This is a genomic window from Sphingomonas telluris (genome assembly GCF_022568775.1).
GTDB lineage: Bacteria > Pseudomonadota > Alphaproteobacteria > Sphingomonadales > Sphingomonadaceae > Sphingomicrobium > Sphingomicrobium telluris.
Map to the genome: position 1 here is coordinate 1,627,156 of NZ_JAKZHW010000001.1, position 16,258 is coordinate 1,643,413.

The window sequence follows — 16,258 nt, forward strand, 5'->3', positions numbered from 1 at the left end:
GGAAGATTATTCTACATTTCCAATGCTGCTGTGCAACATCGGTTTTTTCTTGTGCGTGTCCGTTGAAGCTTAAGACTCCCCTCTATATCTCGCGCCCGGATGCTGTCGGGGAGACATGTGCCGCCGCATATGGTCAGCGTCGCTAATGGAAGATTTTTCTAAGGTGCGCAGTGGCCGACGCGGATTTCCCCAAGATCAGACCGGCGAACGCGGTTCTCCCGGCGCTCGAGTCCGCTAGCGCGACCGACATTCCGGGGCGCCTCCGCGCCGCCGCGGACCTGATCTCCGGCCGTATCGTCTTCACGACCAGCTTCGGCATCGAAGACCAGCTGATTGCGCACCACATCTCCTCGGAACGGCTGCCTATCGACGTCGTCACGCTCGACACCGGTCGCCTGTTCCCGTCGACCTACAACCTCTGGCAGGAAACCGAGGAGCGCTACGGCGTCCGCATCCGCGCCTTTTATCCCGACGCGCACGCGGTGGCGGCAATGGTCGCCGACCAGGGCATCAACGGCTTCTACTACTCCAAGGACGCCCGCCTTTCCTGCTGCCACGTCCGCAAGGTCGAGCCGCTGAACCGCGCGCTCGCGGGCGCTTCGGGCTGGATCACCGGCCTTCGCGCGGACCAGTCGCAGCAGCGCTCCGCAGTGAGCTTCGCCGATTTGGATGCGGAGCGCGGGCTGGTGAAAATCGCCCCCTTGTTCGACCGCAGCCGCGACGACGTCGCGGCGGAGTGCGCCGAGCTCGGTGTGCCGATCAACGAGCTTCACGCGAAGGGCTATCTGTCCATTGGTTGCGAGCCGTGCACGCGCGCGCTCCAGCCGGGCGAGCCCGAGCGCGCCGGCCGCTGGTGGTGGGAAACCGACAACGCTCGCGAGTGCGGCTTGCACGTCGGCGCCGACGGCAAGCTGGTCCGGAGTGTGGCGGCATGAGCGGGACTGCACGCATAGCTCCGCTCCCGAACCTGCCGCTGTTCCACAAGCTGGCGGGCCGCAAGGCCGTGGTCGTCGGCTCGTCCGAAGGCGCACGGTGGAAGGCCGAGCTTCTGGAAGCAGCCGGCGCGAACGTTGTTCGCAGCGACCGCTGGACGGCGGACGAGCTTCAGGGCGCCGCGGTCGCCATCGCCGATCTATCCGACCGGGAAGAAGCATTGCGCTTCGTGGCGGCGGCCCATCAGGCGGGCGCGATCGTCAATATCATCGACCAGACGGACCTGTGCGACGTCACCTTCGGAACGATCGTCAATCGTTCGCCGATCGTCGTCGGCATCTCAACCGACGGTGCCGCGCCGGTGCTCGGCCAGTCGATCCGCGCGCGCATCGAAAGCGTGCTGCCGCTGGGTCTGTCCGCGTGGGCCAAAGCAGCGAAGCAATGGCGGAGCCAGCTGAAGCAGCGGGTAGGCGACTTTTCCGCACGGCGCGCCTTCTGGCAGCGCTTCGCCGGTGCCGCATGGGCGGAGCCCGATCGCGCTCTGACCCGCGACGATTTCGAGACGCTGCTGAGCACTGCGCCTGCAACGACTGGCCGCGTCACGCTCGTCGGGGCTGGTCCCGGCGATCCCGAGCTGCTGACGCTCAAGGCCGTTCGCGCGCTGCAGTCGGCGACGGTCATCCTCCACGATCATCTCATCGGCCCGGAGGTGCTGGAGCTTGCACGCCGCGAGGCCCGGCGCATCCCGGTCGGGAAGAGCGGCCATGGCCCGTCGTGCAAGCAATCCGACATCAACGAAATGATCGTCCAGCTGGCGCGTGCCGGCGAGAACGTGGTTCGGCTGAAGGGCGGGGACCCGATGATCTTCGGCCGCGCCACGGAAGAGATCGACGCCTGCCGCGCCGCCGGCGTCGAAGTCTCCGTCATCCCGGGCATCTCGGCCGCTCAGGGTGCAAGCGCCTCGCTCCTTACCTCGCTCACCGAACGCAGGCACGCCCGCCGCGTCCAGTTCGTCACCGGACACGGCGCGGACGGAAAGCTGCCCTCGGACATCGACTGGATCAGCGTCGCCGACCGCAACGTCACGACCGTGCTCTACATGCCGCGCAAGACGCTGGGCGAGTTCGTCCGCAAGGCGCTCGGCAAGGGGCTGGATCCTGCGACGCCGGCGATCGCCATCGCCTCCGCCACGCTCCCGGGTGAAACCCACGTCGCGGCCACGGTCGCCGAAATCGATGCGCTCGCGGCGGAGCTGCCGCCGGGCGCGCCCGTCACCATCGTCATCGGCTGGGTCGGCCGCCGCCACGTCCGCGCCGCCTCCGAGCCCCTACCCTTCCCGAAAGCCATCGCATCATGAACGCGCCCGTTGAGTTCACCACGCGCAGCCTCAATCACCTCGAACAACTCGAGGCGGAGAGCATCGAAATCTTCCGCGAGGTGGTCGCAGAAACCGAGCGGCCGGTGCTGCTCTATTCGATCGGCAAGGACAGCGCCGTCATGCTGCACCTAGCGAAGAAGGCCTTCTTCCCGGGTCCGCTCCCCTTTCCGCTGCTGCACGTCGACACCGGCTGGAAGTTCCAGGACATGTACGCGCTCCGCGACAAGGTCGGCGCGGAGCCAGGCATCGACTTGCTCATCCACAAGAACCCGGAGGCCGAGCGGCTGAGCATCAATCCGTTCGACCACGGTCCGCTTCACACCGACATGTGGAAGACGGAGGGGCTGAAGCAGGCGCTCGACAAGTATGGGTTCGACGCAGCGTTCGGCGGCGCGCGGCGCGACGAGGAGAAGAGCCGCGCGAAGGAGCGCGTGTTCAGCTTCCGCGACAGGAACCACCGCTGGGACCCGAAGAACCAGCGGCCGGAGCTGTGGTCGCTCTACAATGCGAAGAAGGGCGCGAAGGAGTCGATCCGCGTCTTCCCGCTGTCCAATTGGACCGAGCTCGACATCTGGCAGTACATCTATGCGGAAGGGATCGAGATCGTCCCGCTGTACCTGTCCGCGCCCCGCCCCACGGTCGAGCGCGACGGCCTGCTGCTGATGGTCGATGACGGCCGCTTCCCGCTCCAGCCTGGTGAAGTGCCGGTCGATCGTTCGGTGCGCTTCCGGACCCTCGGCTGCTACCCGCTGACCGGCGCAGTCGAAAGCGAAGCGACCACGCTCGCCGAAGTCATCCAGGAAATGCTCGTCGCCACCACGTCGGAGCGGCAGGGCCGCGTCATCGACAAGGACGGCGGCGCCGCAAGCATGGAGAAGAAGAAGCAGGAGGGCTATTTCTGATGGCCACCCTGCTGAAGCCCGTCGACGCCGCCGAGGCCGCGCGCGAAGAGCTGGAACGCTGGATCGACGCGACGCAGAAGAAGTCGCTTCTGCGCTTCATCACCTGCGGCTCGGTCGACGACGGCAAGTCCACGCTGATCGGCCGGCTGCTGTACGATTCCAAGATGCTGTTCGAGGACCAGCTTTCGACGCTGGCGAGCGACAGCAAGAAGCAGGGAACGCAGGGCGAAGCTCTGGACTTCGCGCTGCTCGTCGATGGCCTCGCCGCCGAGCGCGAGCAGGGCATCACCATCGACGTCGCCTACCGCTTCTTCGCGACCGAGAAGCGCAAGTTCATCGTCGCCGATACGCCCGGCCATGAGCAGTACACGCGCAACATGGTGACTGGCGCGTCGACCGCCGACCTCGCCGTCATCCTGATCGATGCTCGCAAGGGCGTGCTGACGCAGACCAAGCGACACAGCTTCCTCGTCCACCTGCTCGGTATCCGAAACGTCGTTCTGGCCGTGAACAAGATGGACCTGGTCGGCTACGACCAATCCGTCTTCGACCGCATCGTCGACGACTATGCCGCCTTCGCCGGGGAAGCAGGCATCGCGGCGTTCACCGCGATTCCCGTGTCGGGCCTCAACGGCGACAACATCACGGCTCGCTCGGACGCAATGGAGTGGTACGCCGGCCCTGCCCTGCTCGAGCACCTCGAGACGGTACCGGCGGCACAGCGCGAAGCCGTGGACGAGCCCTTCCGGCTGGCCATGCAATGGGTTAGCCGCCCGAGCCAGAACTTCCGCGGCTACACCGGCCGGATCGCCAGCGGGCGCGTGCGCATCGGTGACGCGGTCGCAGTCCTTCCGGCGGGCCGCACGTCCTTCGTCGAGCGCATCGTAACCTTCGAGGGCGACTTGGACCAGGCGGTGGCCGGACAGTCGGTGACGCTGACTTTGACCGACGAAATCGACTGCTCGCGCGGCGACCTCATCGCCGCGGCGGACGATCCGTCGGAGCCAGTCGGCCGCATCGGTGCGAGCCTCGTCTGGATGTCGGACGAGAAGCTCGTTCCGCACCGTTCCTACTGGCTGAAGGTGGGCACGCAGACGGTCTCGGCGAGCGTCGATGTCGTCGACTCCATCATCGACGTGAACACGCTGGAGACACGCGGCGGCGATCGGCTGGACCTCAACGACATCGGCAAAGTCAGCATCGATCTCGACCGCGCCATTCCGGGCGTGCGTTACGCCGACAACCGCAAGCTCGGTGGCTTCATCCTGATCGACAAGATGAGCCACGCGACCGTGGCTGCCGGCCTCATCGAGAGCTTCCCGGCCAACGCGGTGAAGGCCTCGCGGGGCGGCGCTGCATCGAGCACGATCACCTGGGTGACAGGTGCCGCGCGAAACCAGTGGGCTTCGAACGCGGCGGCGCAGCTGAAGGGTCAAGGGCGCCACGTCTCGATCATCGACGAGGCCGCGATCGCGGCTTTCCCGAAGGGCGACCCGGTCACCACCGCGCGCGAAGCCGCGAAGCTGCTCTCCGCAGCCGGAGTGCAGGTTCTGGTGACGATCGAAGCGATACGCGACGAGGCCCGTCCCGGCCGGATCGTCGAGGCATCGCATGAAGAAGACGGAGGCGGCGAATGGGTCATCTGACCGCCTCGGCAGCGACTGGAGCAAAGCAATGACCGTCCAGCTTCCCCTCCACGAAGGCGCGCTGAGCCTTGAGCAGTGGCGGCTTGTCGAAGGGCTCGCACAGACGCTGACGCCCGAACAGGCGCGCTGGATCAGCGGTTATTTCGCTGGTCTCGACGCCGGCCTGATGCGTGCGGGCGGCACCGCGATCGCGCCGCTGCAGGCGCCGCAGGGCCGGACGCTGACGATCCTCTACGGGACCGAGACCGGCAACAGCCGCGACCTCGCTAAGGCCTTGGCGGCGAGCGCGACCGAGCGCGGCCTTGCTCCAAAGGTGTCGGACCTCTCCGACTACAAGGTGCGGCAGCTGAAGGACGAGGAGGACGTTCTCTTCATCATCAGCACCTATGGCGAGGGCGATCCGCCGCAGCCGTCCGTCGCCTTCTTCGAATTCCTCGAAGGTCCGCGCGCGCCGAAGCTCGATGGCGTCCGCTTCTCCGTGCTCGCGCTCGGAGATTCGACCTACGAGAAATATTGCGAGGCCGGGAAGCGTATCGACCAGCGTTTCGAGGAACTGGGCGCGACGCGCCTCAGTCCGCGCGTCGATTGCGATATCGATTATGACGAGTCAGCGGCGGGGTGGAGCCAGTCCATCGTCGAACTGCTCGCCGCGGATCTCGTGACCGTTGCTGCGCCGACTGTTGCCGCGAGCGCCCGGGTCTCGACGGCCACCCCCGCCAAGCACGACAAGCGCAATCCGTTCAGCGCGAGGGTGCTGGAGAACATCCAGATCGTCGGCCGCCATTCGACCAAGGAAACGCGGCACGTCGAGCTCGACCTCAGCGACTCGGGCCTGACCTATCAGCCTGGGGATTCGCTCGGCTTCACGGCATCGAACGATCCACGGGTCGTCGAAGAGCTTCTCGAAGCGACGGGCCTCGCGGCCGACGCGCAGGTGACGGTGAAGGACGCCGAACTGCCGCTTGCCGATGCGCTCGCCGAGCGGTTCGAAATCACCATCGGCAGCCCGCGCTTTATCGAGCAGTGGGCGAACCTGACGGGTGCGCGCGAGCTTGAGGCGCTGACGGGTCCGGAGGTGGCCGCGGAGCGTGTGAAGTTCCTGTACGAACACCACATCGTCGACATCATCCGCCGCTTCCCCGTAAAGGGCGTCGAGGCGGCGAGCCTGCTTGCCGGGCTCCGGCCGCTGCAGCCGCGGCTTTACTCGCTCGCATCCAGCCAGGCGCTCGTCGGCGACGAAGCCCACCTGACCGTCGCTCCTGTGCGCTACGAGCTTCACGGCACGGCCCGCGGAGGAGTAGCCACGACACAAATCGCCGATCGGCTCGACATGGGCTCGGCCATTCCCGTCTACGTGCAGGAGAACCCGCACTTCCGCCTGCCCGGCGACGACGTTCCCATCGTCATGGTCGGTCCGGGCACAGGCGTCGCGCCGTTCCGCGCCTTCCTTCAGGAGCGCGAGGCACGGGCTGCCGCTGGCCGATCCTGGCTCTTCTTCGGCGAGCGGAATTTCCGCAGCGACTTCCTGTACCAGGTCGAATGGCAGAAGTGGCTGGAGGAAGGCGTCCTCAGCCGCCTCGACGTCGCCTTCTCACGGGACGCCGGCGCCAAGACCTACGTGCAGCACCGCATGCAGGAACAGTCACGCGACCTCTTCGCATGGCTGGAAGAAGGCGCTCATTTCTACGTCTGCGGAGACGAGAAGGCGATGGCGCGCGACGTTCACGAAGCGCTCATCCAAGTCGTCGAGCGCGAAAGCGGGCGCTCCCGTGAAGCGGCCGAAGACTATGTCCGCAACCTGGCCGCCGAGCATCGCTACCAGCGCGACGTCTACTGAGAGTTTCAATGACCACCCGCACCATCGATAGAAGCACCGACCTCTCGCAGTCGCTCGACAAGCTCGGGCCCGACGAGACGCTGAAGCACAATAGCGATTACCTGCGCGGACATATCGCCAGCGACCTGCTCGACCGCATCACTGGCGGAGTGACCTTCGAGAGCAACAAGCTCATGAAGTTCCACGGCATTTACCAGCAAGACGACCGCGACATCCGTGACGAGCGGCGGCGCCAGAAGCTGGAACCCGCGCTGACCTTCATGGTCCGTGTGCGCCTTCCCGGCGGCGTCTGCACGCCCGAGCAATGGCTGAAGATCGACGAACTCGCACAGGCCCACGGCGGAAACACGATCCGCCTGACCACGCGTCAGACCTTCCAGTTCCACTGGATTGTCAAGGAGGACATCAAGCCGACGATCGAAGGCCTGCACGATGTGCTGCTCGACACGATCGCGGCGTGCGGAGACGATTCACGCGGCGTGATGGCGACGGCCGATCCGGCGGATTCGGACGTGCACGCGGAGGTCGCGGCGCTTTCGAAGCAGCTCAGCGATCACGTCATCCCGAAGACGCGCGCCTACCACGAGATCTGGTACGGTGAGGAACGCGTCGCCACGAGCGAGAACGAAGAGCCGTTCTACGGGAAGCAGTACCTGCCCCGTAAGTTCAAGATCGGCTTCGTCGTCCCGCCGTCGAACGACATCGACGTCTACACGCAGGACCTCGGGTTCATCGCCATAACGGGTCCGAACGGCATCGAGGGCTTCAACGTCACCATCGGCGGCGGCATGGGGCGCACCGACAACGAACCGACGACCTATCCGCGACTTGCCGACGTCGTGGGCTTCATTCCGGAGGATCGACTGCTCGCCTGCGCCGATGCGGTGATGAGCGTTCAGCGCGATTACGGCAACCGGCTGATCCGCGCCCGCGCGCGCTTCAAATATACCATCGACGACAAGGGCCTGGACTTCATCAAGGCCGAGATCGAGCAGCGGATGGGTGCGCCGTTCGAACCTGCGCGGCCGTTCGAGCTGACCACCAACGGCGACGGCTTCGGCTGGCGCCAGACCGACCGCGGTACCTGGAACTACGGCCTGTTCATCGCAAACGGGCGCGTGTCCGACCTGCCCGGGCGCGACATCATGAGCGGCCTGCGCGAGATCGCGAAGGTGCTCAAGGGCCACTTCCGGCTGACCCCGAACCAGAACCTCATCATCGCCGGCGTTGCGCCGGAGGACAAAGCGCAGATCGAGGCTCTGCTCGACGCGCATGGACTGTCCGCGAACGCGCGGACGAGCGCACTTCGCCTCAACTCGATCGCCTGCGTTGCTCTTCCCACCTGCCCGCTCGCGATGGCGGAGGCCGAGCGCTACCTCCCGGACCTCATCACGAAGATCGAGGGCATTCTCGACCGGAACGGACTGGCCGAGGAGCCGATCACCATCCGCATGAGCGGCTGCCCCAACGGCTGCTCGCGCCCCTACGTAGCGGAGATCGCGCTGACCGGCCGCGCCCCGGGCAAGTACAATCTCTATCTCGGCGGGGGCTTCCACGGGGAGCGGCTGAACGCTCTCTATGCGGAGAATCTCGGCGAGGAGCGCATCCTCGAAATCCTGTCCGAAAAGCTGTCGGCCTATGCCCGCGATCGGGCGCCGGGCGAACGCTTCGGCGATTTCGTCACGCGCACGATTGACCGGCCGCAAGCGGCGTAGCATGCTGCACGAAATGATTCAGGTTCGCACCGCAACGACTTGGTGGCGCTGGTCCCCAGCCATCGATGCGGCGCGCCCAGTGAACGGATAGCCGGAAGACAGCCTCTTCCCGCCAGAAGTCTCCAAGGACCCGCCGCAACCCGGCGGGTTTTTCTTTGCCCTCAGCACATGGAATTCGAAAATGATCATCGTTCTCAAGCGTGAAGCCACCGAGGAAATCGCCCAGGAGATCCTCGCGCGCATCGAGGAGAAGGGCCTCAAGCCGCTCTACATGCCCGGCAGCGAGCGCGTTGTCCTCGGCGCCCTCGGCGACGAGCGCGTGCTCTCGGAACTCGGTCTCGACGGCCACCCGATGGTGGAATCGCTGAAGCCCATCCTGTCGCCCTACAAGCTGGTCAGCCGTGAGATGCATCCGCACGACACGGTCGTGCGCTTCGGCAAGGCCAACATCGGGGGGGGCGGTTTTGCCGTCATCGCCGGGCCCTGCGCCGTGGAGACGGAGGAGCGCCTGCGCGACAGCGCGAAGGCGGTCGCGTCCGCCGGAGCGATCGCCATCCGCGCCGGCGCCTACAAGCCGCGCAGCAGCCCCTACTCGTTCCAGGGCCACGGTCCCGAAGGCCTCGCGACCCTGCGCAAGATTGGCGATGAGCTCGGCCTTCCGGTCGTCACCGAAGTGATGGACACGGCGGACGTCGATGCGGTCGCCGAAAGTGCCGACATGCTGCAGGTCGGCGCGCGCAACATGCAGAACTTCTCGCTGCTGAAAGCCCTCGGGAAGGTGCGCAAGCCGGTGCTTCTCAAGCGCGGGCTGGCGGCGAAGGTCGAGGACCTGCTGCTCGCCGCCGAATATCTCCTCGCGGCTGGCAATGAGCAGGTCATCTTGTGCGAGCGCGGCATCCGAACGTTCGAAACCGTCACGCGCAACACGCTCGACCTCAACGCGGTCGCCTACATGAAACAGAAGACGCACCTGCCCGTCGTCGTCGATCCGTCGCACGGCACTGGCGTGCGCGACCTCGTCGTTCCGATGTCGCTGGCAGCTGCGGCGTGCGGTGCGGACGGCCTGCTGGTCGAGGTTCACGAGAATCCCGTCGAGGCATGGTCCGATGGCGCACAGTCGCTTTATCCGCATCAATTCGAAGCGCTGATGGCCGGTCTCCAGCCGGTGCTCGCCGCCGTGGGCCGGGAGCTGGCGTGAACGTCAACGGCACTGCGCGGGCGATCACTCGTCGCCTGTCGAGCCCGGTCGACCTGCTCGCGCTGTACGCGCAGCTGAGCGATCAGGGCCGGCGGCGTGACACCATGATGCTCGAAACGACTGCGGGAAAGAGCATCATTCTAGACCGCGCCGCGGTGCGGATCGAATGCCGGAGCGGTGAAGTCGTTCTCGAAGCGCTCGGCGTCGGCGGACAGCCCGTGCTCGAATTCGTGCGGTCCAACCTGGCCGACCGCGTCACCTCGAGCGCCGACGATCGCCTTACGCTCTACTACCCGCGTTCCGAGGAAGTGGATGCGGAGAAGCGGCTAGTCGCGCCCTCGCCCTTCGATGTCCTTCGCGCGATCAGCACCGGTTTCGTGAACGAGACGCCCGAAGAAGCGATGACCGTCTGCCTCGTCGGGGTGATCGCCTTCGATCATGTCGAGCTTTTCGAAGAGCTTCCTCCTTATGCCGAGGACCGGACCCGCTTCCCCGATTTCGTCTTCTGGCTGGCGGAATCGGCCGTGGTCAGCGATCCGCGCCTCACGCCGCGCCTGGTCTGCACGTCCTTCGGCCTCGGCGATGCGGAACAGCAGAAGCGCGCGCAGAACAGCGCCATCGAGCGCCTCGGCGACCTGTCGTTCCGCGCATCCGACGTGCACGCATTGCATGCGGAGCCCGGCAAGCCCGTCGATGTCGCAGTCGACCTCGACGACGGAGCCTTCGCGTCGGCAGTGTCGCAGCTCAAGGAGCATATCCTGGCGGGTGACGTGTATCAGATCGTCGCGTCCCGCACGTTCAGCGCAGCGTGCCCGGACCCGCTGTCGGCGTTTGCTCGGGTGCGTGCAATCGACCGCAGCCCGTACATGTTCTTCGTCTCGGGCGGTGACTTCGCCCTCTTCGGCGCATCGCCCGAAACCTCCGTCCGCGTCACGCGCGATGGGGGCAAGCCGATCCTCGAAGTGAAGCCGATCGCCGGGACGCGGCCGCGCGGAAGCGACGGCGACCAGGACGACCGGATGGAGGCGGACCTGCGCCTCGACGAGAAGGAAGCGGCCGAGCACATGATGCTCGTCGACCTGGCACGCAACGACGTCGCACGGATCAGCGAGCCGGGCACGCGCCATGTCGCGCAGCTGATGACGCTCGAGAAATACGCTCGGGTCATGCACCTCGTCAGCTCCGTGAAGGGCGTCCTCGCGGAGGCTTATGACGCGGTTCACGCGCTGCAGGCGTGCCTCAATCCGGGAACGCTGTCCGGTGCTCCGAAGCTGCGCGCGACGCAGCTGCTCCGCCGCTACGAACGCACTCGGCGCGGGCCGTATGGCGGAACGATCGGCTGGCTGAATGGCGAAGGATCGATGGACACCGGGATCGTGATCCGATCGGCGCTGGTGAAGGACGGCACCGCCTACGTTCGCGCGGGTGCGGGCGTCGTCCACGATTCCGATCCCATGGCCGAAGCGGACGAAACGAGAAGGAAGGCGTCGGCGGTCCTGTCCGCCATCGCCGGGGAGCAGGGCCGATGAGCCGCAACGTCCTGATGGTCGACAATCACGACAGCTTCACGTTCAACATCGTCGAAGCGCTCGAACGGCTCGGCGCGACGGTGCGCACGGTGCGCAACGAGATCGCTGCCGCGGATGCACTCGACATGGCGCTTCAATCGAACGCGCTGATCCTGATTTCACCCGGTCCAGGACGTCCGGAAGATGCCGGTTGCTGCATGCAGCTGATCGCGCTCGCGAAGAGCAAGGCGCCGCTGTTCGGCGTATGCCTGGGGCAGCAGGCGATCGTGCTCGAGGCAGGGGGCGAGGTCGTTCGCGCGCCGAACGCGGTCCACGGCAAGGCGTCCGTGCTGGAGCATGACGGAAGCGGGCCGTTCGAAGGCGTGCCCAACCCGCTCAAGATCGGTCGCTACCATTCGCTGTGCACTCCCAACCCACCCGCGCGCTTCAAGGTGCACGCGTCGATAGGCGACATGGCGATGGCGATCAGCGACGCGGAAGCGAAGCAGGTCGGCGTGCAGTTCCATCCGGAGTCCGTGCTGACTCCGGCGGGGCAGCGGATCCTAGCGAACGTACTAAAGAGCCTAGTTTAGGCGGAGACGGTCGGGCGCGTTGCCGCCTTCATCTCGGCGACGAATTGGCGCACCGCCCCCGGCCCTTGCTCAAGGCCGAGGCGGACGATGGCCGAACCGCTGATAACGCCCGCCGCGCCACTTGCGACTGCGCTGCGCACATGTTCGGGGGTCGAGATGCCGAAGCCGAGCACGGCCGGTGGAGCGCCGATGCTGCGGAGCGTGGAAAACAGCTGATCGTGGTCCAGCGCCAGCTCCTGCCGCTCGCCGGTGACGCCCGCCCGAGCCACGCAATAAGTGTAACCGGAGCAAAGACGCGCGATGCGGGTCAGCGTTTGCCCGGGGGTGTTCGGCGCCGCGATCATCACCAGGTTGATACCGACTTCGCGCGCCGTGTCGGCATAGGGCTGCGCCTCGAGCGAGGGCACGTCGGCGATGAGCAGGCTGTCGACGCCCGCGGCCGCGGCGTCCGCAAAGAAGCGCTCGCGTCCGCGCGCAGCGACAAGGTTCGCGTACGTTAGGATGCCGACCGGCACGTCCGCATGGCGTGAACGGAACTCGGTCAGCAGGCGAAAGCAGTCGTCGACGCGCGTTCCTGCTTCGAGCGCGCGAACGGCCGCGGCCTGGATGACGGGTCCGTCGGCTACGGGATCGGAGAAGGGAATGCCGACCTCGACCATATCCGCTCCGCCCTCGACCAGCGCGTCGAGCAGCTTCGCGCACGTTTCGAGATCGGGATCACCGAGCATCAGGAAGCCACCGAACGCCGCCTCGCCGCGCGCTCCCAACCGTTCGAACATCGTGGCGTAGCGGCTCATGCCACCGCTCCGAGCAGGGCTTGGGCCTGGGCCACATCCTTGTCGCCGCGGCCCGACAGGTTGACCACCAGCACCTCGGCTTCGCCCGCCTCGGCCATCTTCAGCGCCCGCGCGAGTGCGTGGCAGGATTCGAACGCGGCGATGATCCCCTCGCCCCGCGCCAACTTCACGAAAGCGTCGAGCGCTTCCTCGTCGGTGCTCCCAACATAATCGGCACGGCCGATGTCGCTGAGGTGCGCGTGCTCGGGTCCCACCGCGGGGTAATCGAGGCCCGCGGAGACCGACCAGGTGTCGTTCACCTGGCCGTCCTCGTTCTGGAGCACCAGAGTCTCGGCGCCGTGCAGGATACCGTGCGTCCCGCGCTGTATGGTGGCGCCATGCTCTTGGCCGTTGAGCCCCTTCCCCGCCGCCTCGACGCCGATGAGCTTCACGCCCTCGTCCGGAACGAAGTCAGCGAACATCCCGATCGCGTTGGATCCGCCCCCCACGCAGGCGAGCACGGCATCCGGCAGGCGCCCTTCGGCATCGAGAAACTGCGCCCGCGCTTCCTTGCCGATCACGCGCTGAAACTCGCGAACCATGGTGGGGAACGGGTGCGGCCCGGCGGCGGTGCCGAGCAGATAGTGCGTGTTCTCGAAGCTCGCGCTCCAGTCGCGCAGCGCTTCGTTGATGGCGTCCTTGAGCGTCCGGCCGCCGCTTTCGACGGGTACGACCTTCGCCCCCATCAGCTCCATCCGGAAGACATTGAGCCTCTGCCGCTCGACGTCCTCGGCGCCCATGTAGACGACCGTCTCGAAGCCGAAGAGCGCACCGACGATCGCAGTCGCCACGCCATGCTGGCCGGCACCGGTCTCCGCGATCAGGCGGCGCTTGCCCATGCGGCGTGCAAGCAGTGCCTGCCCGAGCACCTGGTTGGTCTTGTGGGCGCCGCCGTGGAGCAGATCCTCGCGCTTGAGATAGATGCGCGCCTTGCCGCCGAGGTTGCGGCACAGCGTCAGGGGCGTTGGCCGCCCGGCATAATTGGCGAGAAGCTCGTCGAGCTCGGCGCGAAACGCCGCGTCGCCTTCCGCATCGAGGAACGCTGCCTCGAGCTGTTCGAGCGCGGGTACGAGAATTTCAGGAACGAAGCAGCCGCCGAAGCGGCCAAAGCGGCCATCCTGGCGCATCAGGCAGTCCTCCGGCAGGCCGGGCGCGCGGCCTCGAAGAGCGCCGCGACTTTCTCTGGATCCTTACGCCCAGGGGAAGCCTCGACACCGGAACAGACGTCGATCCCATAGGCGCCGACAGCCTGCGCATCCCGCGCGTTAGCTGGGCCAATGCCGCCAGCGATGAACGCGTCCGGCAGTTCGGGGCGACCGGCGAGAAGACTCCAATCGAACATCTGTCCCGTACCTCCGGTGCGCCCATTCGCCTTCGTGTCGTAGAGGATTCGGTCCGCGCCCGGCCGTTCGGGCGAAACCTCGTTCGTCACCGCGCTCACAGCCCAAATCTCGCAATCCTCAGGAAGCTTTTCGCGCAATTGGTGCAGGTCGGACTCTTCGCCGTGAAGTTGCACTGCGGCGAGGCCGATCTCGTTGGCCATTCCAGCGACGAAGTCGAAGTCCTGATCCTGAAAGACGCCGATCGGCTTGGCCCCTGCGCTTCGCGCCGCATTTGCGATCACGTCCGCTCGATCGGTGACCTCACGAGGGCTGGCGTCGGCGAAGATGAGGCCGGCATGCGTCGCCTTGCCCGCCGCCATCGACGCATCGTCCTCGCTCGTCAGGCCGCAAATCTTGATGTTGCCGTAGACCAGCGCACGGGCGGCGTGCGCCACGTCCGACGAGGCCATGAGCGAGGAGCCGACGAGGAACGCGTCGACGTTCTTGGCGAGCCGCTCGACGTCGCGCCGGTCGCGGACGCCGGACTCGCTGATCACCAGCCTGTCGTCGGGCACTCCGGTCACTAGCCGCTCCGTCACCGCGAGGTCGGTCTTCAGCGTGCGCAGGTCGCGGTTGTTGATGCCGATGATTTGCGCGCCGAGGGCCAGCGCCCGGTGCAACTCAAGCTCGTCGTGCACTTCGACGATGACGTCCATGGCGAGGCGGTGAGCTTCGGCCATGACCGCCGCTGCTGCCGCGTCATCGAGCATGGCCATGATCACCAGCGCCGCGTCTGCGCCGTGCAGGCGCGCTTCGGCGACCTGCCGCGGATCGACGATGAAGTCCTTCGCGAGGATCGGTCCGTCGAACCGTCCGCGCACTGTCCGCAAGTCGTCCAGGGAGCCGCTGAAATAGGGTGTGTCGGTGAGGACGCTGATCGCATCGGCGACCGGCGCGTAGGCGGCGACCGCCTGCTCGACGCTGAAGCTGCTACGATGGCCCGAGGGAGACGCCTTCTTCACCTCCATGATGAAACGTGCGCCGGGCTTCGCCAGCGCCTCGCGCAGGCTGCGCCGGGTCGGCTCCGGGTCGAAGCTCGTGCCCGCCAGGCGATCGGCAACATCGCGTCGCTTGCGCTCGGCGATTTCGGCAAGAACGCCTTCAGCCATTGCTCGCCTCGACGTAGGCATCGAGAAGCTTGCCGGCCTTGCCAGAGGCGAGAGCTTGACGAGCCTGCTCAGCTCCTTCGCGAAGGCTCGCGGCCTTTCGGGCCGTTTGCAGCAAGGCGGCGGCGTTGAGGATCACCATGTCCTGCTCCGACTCCGCGCCAGCGCCGTCCATGAGCGCTCGAAAGCGGGCAGCGTTCTCCGCAACGTCCCCGCCGGTCACGACCTGCAGCGGCGCACGCTCCAGACCCGCATCTTCGGGCGTGATGGTTTCTTCCGTCAGCTCGTGGTTGGAGAGGCGCACCGCGCGCGTTTCGCCATGAAGCGCCACTTCGTCCAGACCCGATCCGTGAACCACGAGCGCCTCCTCCACGCCCATCGCATCGAGCGTCTGCGCAATCCTCCGCAGCATGCGCGGGTCGGCCACGCCCAACAGCTGAACCGGCGGCCGCGCGGGATTGATGCAGGGCCCGAGCAAATTCATCACCGTCCGCACCGAAAGCTGCCGGCGGACGAGCGCCGCATGCTTCATCCCTGGGTGATAGGCGGGCGCGAACAGGAAGCAGAAGCCGGTCTTGTCGAGCAGCTCCCGCGCCTTTGCCGGACCGACGTCGATGCGCGCGCCGAGGGCTTCCAGCACATCCGCCGATCCGCAGCGCGAGCTGACGCTTCGATTGCCGTGCTTGGCGACAGGCAGCCCGGCTGCGGCCGCGACGAACGCGACGGCCGTCGAAATGTTGATCGATCCGGACGAGTCGCCTCCCGTCCCGCAACAGTCGGCGAACAGATAGTCGGGCCGCTCGAACGGCTGCGCCGCCGCGAACAGGCCGCGCGCGGCGCCGATCATTTCCTCGGCGGTCTCGCCCTTCATCCGGAGTGCGACGAGCGTCGCGGCGATTTCCGCCGGCTCCAGCTTGCCGAGCACGAGGCGTTCGAAAAGATGCTCCGCCTGTTCGAGCAGGAGGTCTTCGCCGTCGAGCAGGCGCGGAAGCGGATTGGGCACGGGCCCGGTGTCGGCAACGGGGTGGCGTACCGGTGTGACGTCTTGAGGCTGAAGCATGGTGATCCTCGCGAATGGCAATAAAAAACCCGCCGGTGGCGGGTCGATGGTCGGTTGGAAGTTGGTCGGTTTCCCGGTGTCAGCTCACCAGCCGCGCCATCGCGCCGCAAGAATCGTGTCGCGCCACCAGGTCCCAGCCTGCTGCTGATTTTCAGTGAGGGCGC

At 66.5% G+C, this 16,258-nt stretch carries 13 protein-coding genes; 9 read left to right on the top strand and 4 right to left on the bottom strand.

Translation table 11 applies throughout. The features are described 5' to 3' along the window. Window positions 1-170: 170 nt before the first annotated feature. From LZ016_RS08250 to LZ016_RS08290, 9 genes are all read left to right on the top strand, one after another. A complete protein-coding gene (locus LZ016_RS08250; RefSeq protein WP_241446907.1) occupies window positions 171-935 on the top strand; it encodes a phosphoadenylyl-sulfate reductase in 765 nt (254 codons plus the stop codon). Beyond that, window positions 932-2,290, top strand: a complete 1,359-nt coding sequence (cysG, locus tag LZ016_RS08255; protein WP_241446908.1) for a siroheme synthase CysG — start codon at window positions 932-934, stop codon at window positions 2,288-2,290. Before LZ016_RS08250 ends, cysG begins: the two co-directional genes overlap by 4 nt. Next, window positions 2,287-3,213, top strand: coding sequence for a sulfate adenylyltransferase subunit CysD (cysD, locus tag LZ016_RS08260; RefSeq protein ID WP_241446909.1), 927 nt, complete (start codon window positions 2,287-2,289; stop codon window positions 3,211-3,213). Before cysG ends, cysD begins: the two co-directional genes overlap by 4 nt. Continuing rightward, a complete protein-coding gene (gene cysN, locus LZ016_RS08265) occupies window positions 3,213-4,859 on the top strand; it encodes a sulfate adenylyltransferase subunit CysN (protein ID WP_241446910.1) in 1,647 nt (548 codons plus the stop codon). The genes cysD and cysN overlap by 1 nt, the downstream gene beginning before the upstream one ends. Next, complete coding sequence (locus LZ016_RS08270; RefSeq protein WP_241446911.1) at window positions 4,825-6,696, top strand: assimilatory sulfite reductase (NADPH) flavoprotein subunit; 1,872 nt, start codon at window positions 4,825-4,827, stop codon at window positions 6,694-6,696. The genes cysN and LZ016_RS08270 overlap by 35 nt, the downstream gene beginning before the upstream one ends. An 8-nt stretch (window positions 6,697-6,704) precedes the next feature. Next, window positions 6,705-8,411, top strand: a complete 1,707-nt coding sequence (cysI, locus tag LZ016_RS08275) for an assimilatory sulfite reductase (NADPH) hemoprotein subunit (RefSeq protein ID WP_241446912.1) — start codon at window positions 6,705-6,707, stop codon at window positions 8,409-8,411. A 181-nt stretch (window positions 8,412-8,592) separates the two neighbouring features. Continuing rightward, window positions 8,593-9,609 (top strand): 3-deoxy-7-phosphoheptulonate synthase, encoded by a 1,017-nt coding sequence (aroF, locus tag LZ016_RS08280; protein WP_241446913.1) that lies wholly within the window; start codon window positions 8,593-8,595, stop codon window positions 9,607-9,609. Then, window positions 9,606-11,138 carry an anthranilate synthase component 1 gene (locus LZ016_RS08285; protein ID WP_241446914.1) on the top strand — a complete coding sequence of 511 codons (1,533 nt, stop codon included), beginning with the start codon at window positions 9,606-9,608 and terminating at the stop codon, window positions 11,136-11,138. Before aroF ends, LZ016_RS08285 begins: the two co-directional genes overlap by 4 nt. Then, window positions 11,135-11,710: an anthranilate synthase component II gene (locus tag LZ016_RS08290; RefSeq protein WP_241446915.1), complete on the top strand. Its 576-nt coding sequence runs from the start codon at window positions 11,135-11,137 to the stop codon at window positions 11,708-11,710. The genes LZ016_RS08285 and LZ016_RS08290 overlap by 4 nt, the downstream gene beginning before the upstream one ends. Here the strand turns inward: LZ016_RS08290 and trpA are convergent. Genes trpA through trpD form a run of 4 tightly spaced genes read right to left on the bottom strand, consistent with a single transcriptional unit; the run spans window position 11,707 to window position 16,094 of the window. Continuing rightward, complete coding sequence (gene trpA / locus LZ016_RS08295) at window positions 11,707-12,507, bottom strand: tryptophan synthase subunit alpha (RefSeq protein ID WP_241446916.1); 801 nt, start codon at window positions 12,505-12,507, stop codon at window positions 11,707-11,709. The genes LZ016_RS08290 and trpA overlap by 4 nt on opposite strands. Beyond that, complete coding sequence (gene trpB, locus LZ016_RS08300; protein ID WP_241446917.1) at window positions 12,504-13,673, bottom strand: tryptophan synthase subunit beta; 1,170 nt, start codon at window positions 13,671-13,673, stop codon at window positions 12,504-12,506. Before trpB ends, trpA begins: the two co-directional genes overlap by 4 nt. Then, entirely contained in the window at window positions 13,673-15,037 is a 1,365-nt protein-coding gene (gene trpCF / locus LZ016_RS08305; protein ID WP_241446918.1) for a bifunctional indole-3-glycerol-phosphate synthase TrpC/phosphoribosylanthranilate isomerase TrpF, read from the bottom strand. The genes trpB and trpCF overlap by 1 nt, the downstream gene beginning before the upstream one ends. Next, window positions 15,030-16,094: an anthranilate phosphoribosyltransferase gene (trpD, locus tag LZ016_RS08310; protein ID WP_241446919.1), complete on the bottom strand. Its 1,065-nt coding sequence runs from the start codon at window positions 16,092-16,094 to the stop codon at window positions 15,030-15,032. Before trpD ends, trpCF begins: the two co-directional genes overlap by 8 nt. Window positions 16,095-16,258 lie beyond the last annotated feature (164 nt).

Coding starts and splice junctions, on each gene's coding strand:
- trpA (WP_241446916.1), bottom strand. CDS start 12,507: ATGAGCCGCTACGCCACGATGTTCGAACGGTTGGGAGCGCGCGGCGAG.
- trpB (WP_241446917.1), bottom strand. CDS start 13,673: ATGCGCCAGGATGGCCGCTTTGGCCGCTTCGGCGGCTGCTTCGTTCCT.
- cysN (WP_241446910.1), top strand. CDS start 3,213: ATGGCCACCCTGCTGAAGCCCGTCGACGCCGCCGAGGCCGCGCGCGAA.
- LZ016_RS08290 (WP_241446915.1), top strand. CDS start 11,135: ATGAGCCGCAACGTCCTGATGGTCGACAATCACGACAGCTTCACGTTC.
- cysG (WP_241446908.1), top strand. CDS start 932: ATGAGCGGGACTGCACGCATAGCTCCGCTCCCGAACCTGCCGCTGTTC.
- cysI (WP_241446912.1), top strand. CDS start 6,705: ATGACCACCCGCACCATCGATAGAAGCACCGACCTCTCGCAGTCGCTC.
- trpD (WP_241446919.1), bottom strand. CDS start 16,094: ATGCTTCAGCCTCAAGACGTCACACCGGTACGCCACCCCGTTGCCGAC.
- aroF (WP_241446913.1), top strand. CDS start 8,593: ATGATCATCGTTCTCAAGCGTGAAGCCACCGAGGAAATCGCCCAGGAG.
- trpCF (WP_241446918.1), bottom strand. CDS start 15,037: ATGGCTGAAGGCGTTCTTGCCGAAATCGCCGAGCGCAAGCGACGCGAT.
- cysD (WP_241446909.1), top strand. CDS start 2,287: ATGAACGCGCCCGTTGAGTTCACCACGCGCAGCCTCAATCACCTCGAA.
- LZ016_RS08270 (WP_241446911.1), top strand. CDS start 4,825: ATGAAGAAGACGGAGGCGGCGAATGGGTCATCTGACCGCCTCGGCAGC.